10 protein-coding genes and 1 pseudogene are annotated in these 12982 nt (G+C 68.1%); 7 read left to right on the forward strand and 4 right to left on the reverse strand.

From position 1 onward, the window contains the following. Nucleotide 1: 1 nt before the first annotated feature. The 3 genes and pseudogenes from AD428_RS26950 to AD428_RS01045 all read right to left on the reverse strand — a co-directional run bounded on the left by AD428_RS26950 (nucleotide 2) and on the right by AD428_RS01045 (nucleotide 3660). The gene (locus AD428_RS26950; RefSeq protein WP_053243842.1) at nucleotides 2-1546 is read right to left on the reverse strand and encodes an acyl-CoA carboxylase subunit beta; all 1545 of its coding nucleotides are present in this window, start codon (nucleotides 1544-1546) and stop codon (nucleotides 2-4) included. A gap of 129 nt (nucleotides 1547-1675) precedes the next feature. After that, a pseudogene (locus AD428_RS26955) lies at nucleotides 1676-2737 on the reverse strand (Bug family tripartite tricarboxylate transporter substrate binding protein); the annotation flags it as partial. Continuing rightward, entirely contained in the window at nucleotides 2692-3660 is a 969-nt protein-coding gene (locus AD428_RS01045; RefSeq protein WP_053243820.1) for a tripartite tricarboxylate transporter substrate binding protein, read from the reverse strand. The gene AD428_RS01045 and the pseudogene AD428_RS26955, both read right to left, overlap by 46 nt. Before the next feature lie 171 nt (nucleotides 3661-3831). Between AD428_RS01045 and AD428_RS01050 the strand changes: the two genes are divergently transcribed. From AD428_RS01050 to prpF, 7 genes are all read left to right on the forward strand, one after another. Further along, on the forward strand, nucleotides 3832-5286 hold the full coding sequence (locus tag AD428_RS01050; protein WP_053243821.1) for an aldehyde dehydrogenase: 1455 nt from the start codon (nucleotides 3832-3834) through the stop codon (nucleotides 5284-5286). A 47-nt stretch (nucleotides 5287-5333) separates the two neighbouring features. Further along, nucleotides 5334-6254, forward strand: coding sequence for an NAD(P)-dependent oxidoreductase (locus AD428_RS01055; RefSeq protein ID WP_053243822.1), 921 nt, complete (start codon nucleotides 5334-5336; stop codon nucleotides 6252-6254). Further along, nucleotides 6251-6967: an IclR family transcriptional regulator gene (locus tag AD428_RS01060; protein ID WP_053243823.1), complete on the forward strand. Its 717-nt coding sequence runs from the start codon at nucleotides 6251-6253 to the stop codon at nucleotides 6965-6967. Before AD428_RS01055 ends, AD428_RS01060 begins: the two co-directional genes overlap by 4 nt. Nucleotides 6968-7112: 145 nt before the next feature. Beyond that, nucleotides 7113-7268 carry a hypothetical protein gene (locus AD428_RS26960; protein WP_200907968.1) on the forward strand — a complete coding sequence of 52 codons (156 nt, stop codon included), beginning with the start codon at nucleotides 7113-7115 and terminating at the stop codon, nucleotides 7266-7268. 109 nt (nucleotides 7269-7377) lie between these two features. After that, a complete protein-coding gene (locus AD428_RS01065; protein WP_053243824.1) occupies nucleotides 7378-8085 on the forward strand; it encodes a GntR family transcriptional regulator in 708 nt (235 codons plus the stop codon). Continuing rightward, nucleotides 8082-10697, forward strand: coding sequence for a Fe/S-dependent 2-methylisocitrate dehydratase AcnD (gene acnD, locus AD428_RS01070; protein WP_053243825.1), 2616 nt, complete (start codon nucleotides 8082-8084; stop codon nucleotides 10695-10697). Before AD428_RS01065 ends, acnD begins: the two co-directional genes overlap by 4 nt. Nucleotides 10698-10761: 64 nt before the next feature. After that, a complete protein-coding gene (prpF, locus tag AD428_RS01075; RefSeq protein WP_053243826.1) occupies nucleotides 10762-11946 on the forward strand; it encodes a 2-methylaconitate cis-trans isomerase PrpF in 1185 nt (394 codons plus the stop codon). A 30-nt stretch (nucleotides 11947-11976) separates the two neighbouring features. Here the strand turns inward: prpF and AD428_RS01080 are convergent, their stop codons facing one another. After that, nucleotides 11977-12975: a fimbrial protein gene (locus AD428_RS01080; protein ID WP_053243827.1), complete on the reverse strand. Its 999-nt coding sequence runs from the start codon at nucleotides 12973-12975 to the stop codon at nucleotides 11977-11979. Between the last annotated feature and the right edge of the window lie 7 nt (nucleotides 12976-12982).

The raw sequence follows: 12982 nt of genomic DNA on the forward strand, positions 1-12982 counted from the left end.
TTCAGGGCCGATAGCCGAATGCGGCCGGGCCCGCGCCGCGCAGCGGGGCCGTCAGGGCGACGAACTCCTCCAGCGCGGCGCGCGTCTCGGCCGGGTCGATGATGTCCTCCACCACGAAGGCCTCCGCGCTGCGGAATGGCGACGCCAGGCTGCGCACGCGGTCCTCGATCTGCCTGGTCTTCTCGGCCGGGTCGTCAGCCGCTTCGATTTCCGCCTTGTAGGCCACCTCCAGGCCGCCCTCCACCGGCAGCGAGCCCCACTGCGCAGACGGCCAGGCGTAGCGGAAGTTGTGGCGGCCGGCGTTCTGGTGCCCGCCTCCCGCGACGCCGAACGCCTTGCGCACGATGATGGAGCACCACGGCATGGTGGACTGGGCCACTGCGGTCAGCGCACGCACGCCGTAGCGCATCGCGCCGCTCTTCTCGGCCTGCAAACCGATCTGGAAACCCGGCACGTCCACGAAGTTCACGACCGGCAGGTGAAAGGTCTGCGCCAGGTCCAGCAACCGCGTGAACTTCTCGGCGGCCGGTCCGTCCCAGCCGCCGCCGTACTGATACGGATCGCTGGCGAACACCGCCACCGGCCAGCCGTCGATGCGGGCCAGTCCGGTGATGACCGCCCGCCCCCACCGCCGGCCGATCTCCATGAACGACCCCTCATCGACCACCCGCTCGACGATGGGCCTCATCTTGTAGACGGATCTGGGGTCGCGCGGCACGGCTTCGCGCAGCCAGTCCTGGTCCGGCGCCGCGCGACCCGGTTCGCCCCTGGGCGGCGCTTCGGCCACGGAGCGCGGCAGATAGGAAAGAAAGCGGCGCGCCAGGGCGAAGGCCGCTTCTTCCGACTCCGCCTCGTCGTCCACCACGCCATTGCGCGTATGCACTTCGCTGCCGCCCAGCTCGTTCTTTTCCAGCTTCTGGCCGATGCGCGCCACGACCGGCGGCCCGGCGATGAAGAGCTGCGACGTATCGCGCACCATGACCGAGTAATGGCTGGCGGCCACGCGCGCCGCGCCCAATCCCGCCACGGAACCCAGCGCCAGGGACACCACTGGCACGGCCGCCAGGTTCTGCGCCATCAGCGGCCACATGCGCAGCTTGGGCAGCAGCGTATGGCCCTTGATCTCGATATTGCGCACCGAGCCGCCGCCTCCGGTGCCGTCCACCAGCCGCAGCAAGGGCAGGCGCAGATCCTGCGCCATGCGTTCCGACTCCACCAGGTTGTCGCCGACGGCGCCGTCGTTGGCGCCGCCACGCACGGTGAAGTCGTCCGCCGCCAGCACCACCGGGCGGCCCTCGACCCGGCCCCTGCCGATCAGGAGGTTGGACGGCGTCAGGTCGACCAGCCTGCCTTCGGCGTCGTATTGTGCGCTGCCCGCCAGCGCGCCCACTTCGCGGAACGAGCCGGGGTCGAGCATCTTCTCTATGCGCTCGCGCACCGGAAGCCGGCCCGCGTCGCGGTGGCGCTTCACTTTCTCCTCTCCGCCCATGCGCGCGGCGAGCTTCTTGCGCAGCGCCAGTTCATCCAGTTCTTTCTGCCAGGACACGGATAATTCTCCTTGTAGGGCCGGCCCGCAGCGGGCCCGCCGGATCTCAGTCGATCTTGATGTCGGCGCGTTGATCAGCGCCTCGTTCTGCTTGAGCTCGTCCGTGATCTTGACCGCGAACGCCGCAGGTTCCTGAGTGCCGGGCCTGCCCTGCGCCGCCAGGCGCTTGCGGACTTCCGGATCGCGCACCGCTTCCGCGATATGCCGGTTGAGCTGCGCCACTACCTTCTCCGGCGTTGCGGCCGGCGCGAGAATGCCGACCCAGAACGACACATCGAAGCCCGGGTAGCCCAGCTCGGCCATCGCGGGCACCTCAGGAAGATCGCTCCAACGGTCGGTGGTGGAAACCGCCAGCGCACGCAGCTTGCCCGACTTGATCAGCGGCACGCCGGAAAGCGTATCGAAGCCGAAGTCCACTTCGCGCGAAAGCAGCCCTGCCTCCATGGGCGCCGCACCGCGGTACGGCACATGCAGCATCTTCACGTCGGCCATGGTCGCCAACTGCGCGCCGGCCAGGTGCATGAGATTGCCGTTTCCCGCCGATCCGTAGCTCACCGTGCTGGGATTGCGGCGCGCCAGCTCCACCAGGCTCTTGACGTCGGTCACGCCGCGCATGCGCTCGTTCTCGGGGTTGATGGCCAGAATGAAGGGCACAGACACCACCGTGGTGACCGGCGCGAAGTCCTGCAGAGGGTCGTACTGCAAATCCTTGAACAGCAGCGGATTGACCGTGATGGAGCTGGAATTGCTGACCAGGATGGTGTAGCCGTCCGGCTTCGCCTGCGCCACCATGCGCGCCGCGATCATGCCGTTGGCGCCGGTCTTGTTCTCGACCACGAACGGCTGCCCGGTCCGCCGCTGCAGCGCCTCGCCGACGATGCGCGCCACGGTGTCGATGGTGCTGCCCGGGCTGAACCCGACCACGAACTTCACGGGCGCATTGGGATACTCGGCCGCTCCCGCGGGAGCGGCCTGCAACGCGAAAACGGCGGTTGCCGCCGCCAGCCATTTGACGGTTTTCATACTCTGTCTCCTCCGCCGGCTCGACGGCGCGACGCGCCGCCGGCCTGCCTGTTTTCTGCTTATTGAAACGTTGCGGCTGATGCCGCGGAAACCACGCCGCCCGGAAGCGGCGTGCATGCCGGCTACGGATTCACCGCCATGCCCGACACCTTCACGGCCTTGCCCCATTTGGCCTGTTCGTCCGTCATGAACGCGGCGAAGGCCTGGGGCGTGCTGTTGACGACTTCGCCGCCCAGGCTTTCGATCCGTTCACGCATCTCGGGCGTGTCCACGATGCGCGAGACGTCCTGGTAGATACGCTGGGTCAGCGCCGGCGGCGTGGACGCGGGGGCCAGCAGGCCGAACCAGGTGGCAGCCTCGAAGCCCGGCATGCCGGCTTCGCCAAAGGTCGGCACGTCGGGCAGCGCCTTGACGCGCGTACCGCTAGCCACCGCGAGGGCGCGCAGCTTGCCCGAATGAATGAGCGGCAGAGCCGAGGTAATGGTGGCCAGCATCATCTGTACTTGGCCGCCGGCCAGGTCGGTGAACGCCGGCGCGTCGCCGCGGTACGGCACGTGGGTAATGGCGGTGTGCGTGGCGATCTTGAACAGCTCGCCGCTCAGGTGCTGCGCCGTGCCGTTGCCCGGCGAGGCGAAGTTGACCGTGTCGCCCTGCTTTTCCAGATAGGCGAGGAATTCCCGCAGGTTGCCGGCGGGCACGGAGGGATTGACCACGAGCACCAGCGGCACCTTGGTCACCAGCGTGATGGGCGCGAAATCCTTGACGGGGTCGTAGTTCAGCTTGGAATAGATGTGCCCGCTGATGGTGTGCGCGGAGGTGGTCATGTACAGGGTATAGCCGTCGCCCGCAGCGCGCGCCACGGCGCTTGCGCCGATGGTCGTGCCCGCCCCCGCGCGGTTTTCCACGATCACCGATCCGCGCCAGGCCGTTCCGAGCTTTTCGGCCACGGCGCGCGCCACCACGTCGGTCGCGCCGCCCGCCGGATAGGGCACGACCATGGTCACCGGCTTGGCGGGATAGGTGTCCGCCCGCGCGGCCGCCGCGCACAGCGCCAGGGCGAATGCGCATCCGCGCAGCCATTTGTGCTTCATCTTCACGTCTCCTCTTGTCATCGACCTGCGGTTTGTATATTCTGTTCGTTCCAACAGACAGAACGTTCATTCTATTTTAAGACGATCCGGCCGCTGGCTGTCAATGAAAAAAAGGCGGGACCCGCCCGGCGGGTCCGCCCCGGCGGCCTCTATTCCAGGAACAGACACCTCATGCCAGAATCCGAGCTTTCACTCAAATCCATGCTGATCGGCGATCAATGGATCGCCCAGGAGAGCGGCGCTTTCGACTCCGTCAACCCTGCGACCGGAACCGTGAACTTCCGCATCAGCGGGGCGACGCAGGCCGAGATCGACCTCGCCGTGGACACCGCGGGGCGCGCGGTGCGACAGCCCGCCTGGCGCGACATGCTTCCGCATGCGCGGGCCGCCCTGCTGCGCCGCATGGCCGACGGCATCGACGCCAACGCGGAAGTCCTGGCGCGCCTGCAGATGATCGAGAACGGCAAGGTCTGGAGCGAGTGCAAGGCGCAGGTCGCCAGCGCGGCGGCCACCTTCCGCTACTACGCCGGGGTCTGCGAAACCCTGTGCGCCGAAGTCACGCCGCCGCGCGGCAACTATCTCTCCATGACGCGCTACGACCCGTATGGCGTGGTGCTCGCGATCACGCCGTGGAATTCGCCGCTCACCATGGAGGCCCAGAAAGTCGCGCCGGCCCTGGCCGCGGGCAACGCGGTGATACTCAAGCCTTCCGAAGTCACTTCCTCCCCCGCGCTGGAGCTCGGGCGCATCGCGCTCGAGGCCGGCCTGCCGCCCGGCATCCTGAATATCGTGACCGGCCTCGGCGCCCGGGTGGGCGGTCCGCTGGTGCAGCATCCGGGCGTTCGCATGGTGTCTTTCACCGGCGGCACGGCCACCGGGCGCGCCATCGCGCACGCGGCCGCTGAGAAACTGATGCCGGTGGCGCTGGAGCTGGGCGGAAAGTCGCCGCACATCGTGTTTGCCGACGCCGACCAGGACGCGGCCATCGACGCGGTGATCGGCGGCATCTTCGAGGGCAGCGGCCAGTCCTGCGTCGCAGGCTCGCGGCTGTATGTGCAGCAGTCCATCGCCCAGTCCTTCATCGAGCGGCTGGCCGCGCGCGCCGGCAGCCTGCGGGTGGACCTGCCCGACGCCGAGCGGGCGCAGATGGGGCCCATTGCCTCTTTCGGCCAGCGCGAGCGCATCGAGGGCATGGTCGAGGCCGCCCGCCGCGACGGCGCGCAGGTGCTGCTGGGCGGCGCCCGCCCCGGCGACGAACGGCTGGCTCGGGGGGCCTTTTATCTCCCCACGATCCTGGCCGGCCTGAAGCCGGACGCCACCGTCGTGCGCGAAGAGATCTTCGGCCCGGTGCTGTGCGCGCTGACGTTCGAGGACGAGGACGACCTCATCGCGCAGGCCAACGACAGCGTCTACGGGCTGGCTTCTGGCGTGTGGACGGTCGACTACCGGCGCGCCTGGCGCATCGCGCAGCGGCTGGAGGCGGGCAGCGTCTGGATCAACACCTACAAGCAGCTATCGATTTCCACCCCGTTCGGGGGCTTCAAGCAAAGCGGCATCGGCAGGGAAAAGGGAATCACCGGCATGCGGCTCTACCAGCAATCCAAGGGCATTTACTTCGGCATGTAAGCCGGCCTTCCTTTCCTTACGCACTACCTGAACTCGGAGACTTGAACATGCATCAACCCTATACACGAGCCGGCTTCATCGGCCTGGGCGTCATGGGCGAACCCATCTGCCGCAACCTGGCCCGCAAGAGCGGGCTGCCGGTGCTGGGCTGCGACACCGACCCCGCCCCCCTGGCCCGGCTGGCCGTCGACGGGGTGCAGGCGTCGAATGCCGCCGACATCATGCGCGGCTGCGACGTGGTGTTCCTCTCGCTGCCTTCCGGCGAAGTGGTCGAACAGCTCGCCCGCACCGAGGACGGCCTGCTGGCCCTGGCGCGGCCGGGCCAGCTCATCGTGGACCTCAGCACCTCGCCCGCGCAGACCGCCCGCGACCTGGCGGCCGACTTCGCCGCCAAAGGCGCGCATTTCATCGACGCGCCGGTAGCCCGGACGCGCGCCGCGGCCGAGGCCGGCACCCTGTCCGTCATGGTGGGCGGCGATGCCGGCCTGTTCGAGCGCGTGCGGCCGCTCATCGCCACCTTCGCTTCCGAGATCACGCTCTGCGGCCCGGTGGGCAGCGGCCAGGTGGTGAAGATCCTGAACAACATGGTGCTCTTCGAGACGGTCGTCGCGCTCTCCGAAGCCCGGGCCATCGCGCGGCGCTCGGGCGTGGATCCGCAGGTGCTGCTGGAAACGTTCACACGCGGCTCGGCAGACAGCTTCGCGTTGCGCAACCATGGCGTAAAGGCTATTCTCCCCGGAGATTTTCCCGAGAGGGCCTTCCCCGTCGACTATGCCCGCAAGGATCTGCGCTATGCGCTGGCGCTGGCCGAACAGACCGGCGTCTCGGCCAGCGGCGCGCAGAACGTGGACCGCTGGTTCGAGGCGGCGATCGCCGAAGGTTTCGGCAATCGCTATTTTCCGGTGGTGAGCCGCGTCATCGACCCCGACTCGGGAGCAACCGGCAAAATACCCAACCGTCCTGCATGAGTCGTACTACCCCTCAAGAATCCGCATCCGACGGCGTCGCCGCCGTCGAGCGGGCGCTGGCGATCGTGGCCGCGATCGCCCAGCGCGCCGAACCCATCTCGCTGGCCGACCTCTCGCGCGCCACCGGCTTCTACAAAAGCACCCTGCTGCGCCTGATCGCCTCGCTGGAGCGCGCCGCCCTCGTGGTGCGCCGCGCCGACGGCCGCTATGCGTTGGGGCCGTATGCCCATACCCTGGGCCGCGCCTTCGAGGCCACCTACGGCATCAGCGAAACCATACTTCCGCTGCTGCAGGGCCTGGTCGACAAAGGCACGGAAAGCGCCTCCTTCCACGTCTACCACGACGCCCATTACCGCGTCTGCCTGCTGCGCGTGGATTCACACCACTCCACGCTGGACCGCATCCGCCCCGGCGACCTGCTGCCGCTGGACAAGGGCGCCGCCGGCCGGCTGCTCACCGCCTACCTGGTCCAGGGCCTGCCGCCCTCGCAGGCCGGCCTGGTGCTGACATCCATGGGCGAGCGCGACCCCAACTGCGCCGCCGTGGCGAGCCCGGTGTTCGGGCCCGACGGCGGGATGTGCGGCGCCATCTCCCTGTCCGGCCCCAAAGAACGCTTCACGCCGGCGGCCATCAAGAAAATGAGCAAGCTCGTCCAGGAAAGCGCGGCCGCCGCCACGCAAGGCCTGGGCGGCCGCTGGCCCGCGGCGCGCTAGCACGGCCCGGCCCGCGCCGGGCCGCCTTGCCTGCCACGCCCGGCGCTATCATGGCTCCACGTCCGGCAGGTTCCCGCCTCTCTTTCCGGAGGGGCCGGGACGCTGCTCCGGGCCCGGCGGCAAACGTCCGCCCCAGGAGACTGTCATGCATCGCGCCCTACCCTGGCTGGCCGCCCTGGCCGCCGCCCTGCTCACCGCCTGTTCCGGCCCCGGCGGGCCGCCGCATCCCGGGGCGGTCAACCCCTACAGCAGCGGCGGGTTCCACGACGCCGGCCCCAATTACCCCGATACGGGCATCTGAGCGCCCGGCTTGCGGCCCGCCGCGTTCCGGACTAAATTGTTGACAATCAGTGAATTCCAAGCCGAAATAATCGGCAAAACGCAGTAAAACTCACAAGATTGTCAACACCATGAGCAAAGTGCTCACGCTGCCCGACCCGGCGGGCGACGCCGAGACGCTGTCCGACCAGCTTTTCCGCAAGCTGCAGTCGGCCATCGTCAAGGGTGAGATCGCGCCGGGCAGCAAGATTTCCGAGCCTGAGCTGGCGCGCGCCTACGGCGTGAGCCGGGGGCCGCTGCGCGAAGCGCTGCACCGGCTCGAGGGGCAGAAGCTGCTCGTGCGCGTGCCGCACGTGGGCGCGCGCGTGGTGTCGCTGAGCCAGCAGGAGCTGTGCGAGCTCTACGAAATACGCGAATCCCTGGAGGGCATGGCCTGCCGCCTGGCGGCCGAGCGCATGCACGCGCAAGACGTGCAAGAGCTGCGCCGCGTGCTCGAGGCGCACGAGCGCGACGAGGCGTTCCAGGCGGGCCGCGGCTATTACCAGCAGGAGGGAGACTACGATTTTCACTACCGCATCGTTAAGGGCAGCGGCAACCAGATGCTGTTTCGCATGCTGTGCGACGAGCTCTACCAGCTCGCGCGCATGTACCGCATCCAGTACTCCAACACGCCGAACCGCCCGCGCCAGTCGTACGCGGAACACCACCGCATCCTGGACGCCATCGCCGACGGCGACGGCGAGCTGGCCGAAATCCTGATGCGCCGGCACATCCGCGCATCCCGTCTCAACATCGAACAGCAGATCGCGCAAGGCAAGCTGCAAAAGAGCGAAGCATGAACCATTCCTACCGCAAGCCCCTGCCGGGCACCCGCCTGGATTATTTCGACGCCCGCGCCGCCGTGGAAGCCATCGCCCCGGGCGCCTACGACGAACTGCCCTACACCTCGCGCGTGCTCGCCGAAAACCTGGTGCGTCGCTGCGAGCCCGCGCTGCTCAACGACGCCCTCCGGCAGCTCATCGAACGGCGCCGCGACCTGGATTTTCCGTGGTACCCGGCGCGCGTGGTCTGTCATGACATCCTGGGCCAGACGGCGCTGGTGGACCTGGCGGGCCTGCGCGACGCCATCGCCGAAAAAGGCGGCGACCCGGCCAAGGTGAACCCGGTGGTGCCGGTGCAGCTCATCGTGGACCACTCGCTGGCCGTGGAGTACGGCGGCTACGATCCCGACGCCTTCGCCAAGAACCGCGCGGTGGAAGACCGGCGCAACGAAGACCGCTTCCATTTCATCGACTGGACCAAGCAGGCGTTCCGCAACATCGACGTGGTGCCGCCGGGCAACGGCATCATGCACCAGATCAACCTGGAGCGCATGTCGCCGGTGATCCATGCGCAGGACGGCGTGGCCTACCCCGACACCCTGGTGGGCACCGACAGCCACACGCCGCACGTGGACGCGCTGGGCGTGATCGCCGTCGGCGTGGGCGGCCTGGAGGCCGAGAACGTCATGCTGGGCCGCGCCTCCTGGATGCGCCTGCCCGACATCGTGGGGGTAGAACTCTCCGGCCGTCCGCAGCCCGGCATTACCGCCACCGACGTCGTGCTCACGCTCACCGAGTTCCTGCGCAAGGAGAAAGTGGTGGGCGCCTACCTGGAGTTCTACGGCGAGGGCGCGGCCGCGCTCACGCTGGGCGACCGCGCCACCATTTCCAACATGGCCCCGGAGTACGGCGCCACGGCCGCCATGTTCGCCATCGACGGGCAAACCATCGACTACCTGCGCCTGACGGGCCGCGAGGAAGAACAGGTGGCGCTGGTGGAAACCTATGCCAAGACCGCCGGCCTGTGGGCCGATACGCTGAAGAACGCCCGCTACGAGCGCGTGCTGCGTTTCGACCTCTCCACGGTGGTGCGCACGCTGGCCGGCCCCTCCAACCCGCATCGCCGCCTGCCGGTTTCCGACCTGGCCGAGCGCGGCATTGCCGGCAAGGTGGCAAACACGCCGGGCCAGATGCCGGACGGCGCGGTCATCATCGCGGCCATCACAAGCTGCACCAACACCAGCAATCCACGCAACGTGATCGCCGCGGGCCTGCTGGCGCGCAACGCCAACCGCGCGGGCCTGGCGCGCAAGCCCTGGGTGAAAAGCTCGCTCGCGCCCGGCTCCAAGGCGGTGGCCCTGTACCTGGACGAAGCCGGCCTTACGCCCGAGCTCGAAAAACTGGGCTTCGGCGTGGTGGCCTTCGCCTGTACCACCTGCAATGGCATGTCGGGTGCGCTCGACCCGAAGATCCAGCAGGAAATCATCGACCGCGACCTCTACGCCACCGCCGTGCTGTCGGGCAACCGCAATTTCGACGGCCGCATCCACCCGTACGCGAAGCAGGCCTTCCTGGCCTCGCCGCCGCTGGTGGTGGCCTACGCCATCGCCGGCACCATCCGCTTCGACATCGAGCGCGACGTGCTGGGCGTGGACGCGGAAGGCCGCGAGATCCGCCTGAAAGACATCTGGCCCAGCGACGAGGAAATCGACGCGGTGGTGCGCAGCGCCGTCAAGCCCGAGCAGTTCCGCAAGGTGTACGCCCCCATGTTCGGCATCCAGGACGAGCGCAAGACGGCCGTGAGTCCGCTGTACCCCTGGCGCCCCCAGAGCACCTACATCCGCCGCCCGCCATACTGGGAAGGCGCGCTGGCGGGCGAGCGCACGCTGCGCGGCATGCGGCCGCTGGCGGTGCTGGGCGACAACATCACCACCGATCACCTCTCGCCGTCCAACGCCATCCTGGCCGACAGCGCGGCGGGCGAGTACCTGGCGAAGATGGGCCTGCCCGAGGAGGACTTCAACTCCTACGCCACCCACCGCGGCGACCACCTCACGGCCCAGCGCGCCACCTTCGCCAACCCCAAGCTCTACAACGAGATGGTGAAAAACGCCGACGGCACCGTCAGGCAGGGATCGCTGGCCCGCGTGGAGCCCGAGGGCAAGGTGATGCGCATGTGGGAAGCCATCGAAACCTACATGGAGCGCAAGCAGCCGCTCATCATCGTGGCCGGCGCCGACTACGGCCAGGGCTCTTCGCGCGACTGGGCGGCCAAGGGCGTGCGCCTGGCGGGAGTGGAAGCCATCGTGGCCGAGGGCTTCGAACGCATCCACCGCACCAACCTGATCGGCATGGGCGTGCTGCCGCTGGAGTTCAAGCCCGGCACGAACCGCAAGACGCTGGCGCTGGACGGCACCGAAACCTATGACGTGGTGGGCACGCGCGAACCGCGCGCCGACCTCACGCTGGTCGTCCACCGCCGCGACGGCCGCACCGAAGCGGTGCCGGTCACCTGCCGGCTGGACACGGCCGAGGAGGTTTCCATCTACGAAGCGGGCGGCGTGCTGCAACGCTTCGCCCAGGACTTCCTGGAGGCCGAATCCGCCGCCGGCGCGCAAAAGGCCGGTTGACGCCCGGCAACGACGGCGGGCGCAGGCCCGCCTTTCCCGTAACCCTAAACACCAGGACTGCGCCATGGCACACGCCCCCCAGATCCGTATTCCCGCCACCTACATGCGCGGCGGCACCAGCAAAGGCGTTTTCTTCAAGCTGGACGACCTGCCCGAATCCGCCCGCGTGCCCGGCCCGGCTCGCGACGCCCTGCTGCTGCGCGTGATCGGCAGCCCCGATCCGTACGGCAAACAGATCGACGGCATGGGCGCGGCCACCTCCAGCACCAGCAAGACCGTCATTCTGTCGCGCAGCGCCCGCCCGGACCACGACGTGGACTATCTCTTCGGCCAGGTCTCGATCGACCAGCCGTTCGTGGACTGGAGCGGTAACTGCGGCAACCTCTCGGCGGCCGTGGGGCCGTTCGCCATCGCCAACGGGCTGGTGGACGCCAGCCGCGTGCCGGCCGACGGCGTGGCCGTGGTGCGCATCTGGCAGGCCAACATCGGCAAGACCATCATCGCGCACGTACCCATGACGAACGGCGCGGTGCAGGAAACCGGCGACTTCGAGCTGGACGGCGTGACCTTCCCCGCGGCCGAGGTGCGGCTGGAATTCATGGACCCGGCGGAAGACGGCGACGGCGGGTCCATGTTTCCCACCGGCAACGTGGTGGACGAGCTGGAGGTGCCCGGCGTGGGCACGTTCAAGGCCACCATGATCAATTCCGGCATTCCCACCATCTTCCTGGACGCCGAGGCGCTGGGCTACAAGGGAACCGAGCTGCAGGACGATATCAATGGCGATGCCGCCGCCCTGGCGCGCTTCGAGACCATACGCGCGCACGGCGCGCTGCGCATGGGACTCATCGGCAAGCTGGAAGAAGCCGCCGCGCGCCAGCACACGCCCAAGGTGGCGTTCGTGGCGCCGCCGCGCGAGTACGTGGCCTCCAGCGGCAAGCGCATCGCCCGGTCGGACGTGGACGTGCTGGTGCGTGCGCTGTCCATGGGCAAGCTGCACCACGCGATGATGGGCACGGCCTCGGTGGCCATCGCCACGGCGGCGGCCGTGCCGGGCACCCTGGTCAACCTGGCCGCCGGCGGCGGCGAGCGCGACACCGTGTGCTTCGGCCATCCCTCGGGCACGCTGCGCGTGGGCGCCAAGGCCGAGCAGGTGAACGGCGAGTGGAAAGTCACCAAGGCCATCATGAGCCGCAGCGCCCGAGTGCTCATGGACGGCCGCGTGCACGTGCCGCGCGCGGGCTTCTGAATCGCGCCGCGGGCGGCGCGCCGCCCGCGGCTATTTGTAGTACACGTCGACGACCACCGTCGCGGAAAACGGTCCCGGTTCGCGGCGTTCGGCCATCCACTTCAGGTGTGTATCGATGCGCGCGGCCGTGCGTGCGTCCTTGCCGGGCGGCAGCAACCGGATTTCTTTGCCCCAAGGTATGGGTAAGCCATTCTCGCCGTACAGAAAAATGCCGACGGACTGGTTCTGGGCAGGGAGCAGCGCGTGATCCGCCAATACCGATCCCTTGGTGACGTTCATGACGGCGGATATCCCGGCCTGCAGCGAGCACTTCCTGTCCACCGTAACAAAAAAGGACCGCTCCGAGATGACGCCGCCTGTGGGGGCAGTGGACATGGAAATCGAGCCGAAGTCGATCACGCTCGGCGTTACGCTGGCCGCGGGCTGGCAATAGGCATAGCGCACCTTTTCCAGCCCTGTAAGAACGAGCTTGTAGGAAGAATTGCCAGGAGTGGGAAGCCCATTCTTGTCGCCGATGCTCATCGCGTCGGCGGCGGTGGCCGCGGCCAGCGGCCCCGACAGGCGGGAGGTGTCCCATGGACTCTGCTTCTTGAACAGAAACAGACTATAGGAAATCTGGAAGACCGTCTTGCGGCCTGAGCAACTAAAGAAGCAGGACGACGTCTTTCCGATCGACTTGCGGCAGTACGGGGCGATGACGGGGCAGGGTTCGTCGGTTCCATTCATGCGAATGCCCAGTCCGAGCCCCGGGCTGAAGTGGGTATCGTCGGTGGCGCCCGGATACAGGTATATATAGACATCCTCGCCCCAACCCCAGTGGTCGTGATAGCAGACCAGGGTGAGGTTGATGGTGGGAGAGCGCCACAACACCGTGCCCTCGCGCGCGTTGTTGTCCACCAGGATGACCGGGCCGTCGACGACCATGGACTCGTGGAGAGTCAACGGATCCTTGTAGCACCTGAAAGCAGCGTGGCTGTCTGCGGCAAACAGCGTGGCGGCGAAAAAGAACGAAACCAGCCAGCCTCTCATCGAGTTC

It is taken from the genome of Achromobacter sp. DMS1 (genome assembly GCF_001270295.1).

What these genes read in the sequence shown, in the direction of transcription:
- AD428_RS01065 (WP_053243824.1), top strand. Translation starts at nt 7,378, where the DNA reads ATGAGCAAAGTGCTCACGCTGCCCGACCCGGCGGGCGACGCCGAGACG.
- prpF (WP_053243826.1), top strand. Translation starts at nt 10,762, where the DNA reads ATGGCACACGCCCCCCAGATCCGTATTCCCGCCACCTACATGCGCGGC.
- acnD (WP_053243825.1), top strand. Translation starts at nt 8,082, where the DNA reads ATGAACCATTCCTACCGCAAGCCCCTGCCGGGCACCCGCCTGGATTAT.
- AD428_RS01080 (WP_053243827.1), bottom strand. Translation starts at nt 12,975, where the DNA reads ATGAGAGGCTGGCTGGTTTCGTTCTTTTTCGCCGCCACGCTGTTTGCC.
- AD428_RS01060 (WP_053243823.1), top strand. Translation starts at nt 6,251, where the DNA reads ATGAGTCGTACTACCCCTCAAGAATCCGCATCCGACGGCGTCGCCGCC.
- AD428_RS01055 (WP_053243822.1), top strand. Translation starts at nt 5,334, where the DNA reads ATGCATCAACCCTATACACGAGCCGGCTTCATCGGCCTGGGCGTCATG.
- AD428_RS01045 (WP_053243820.1), bottom strand. Translation starts at nt 3,660, where the DNA reads ATGAAGCACAAATGGCTGCGCGGATGCGCATTCGCCCTGGCGCTGTGC.
- AD428_RS01050 (WP_053243821.1), top strand. Translation starts at nt 3,832, where the DNA reads ATGCCAGAATCCGAGCTTTCACTCAAATCCATGCTGATCGGCGATCAA.
- AD428_RS26960 (WP_200907968.1), top strand. Translation starts at nt 7,113, where the DNA reads ATGCATCGCGCCCTACCCTGGCTGGCCGCCCTGGCCGCCGCCCTGCTC.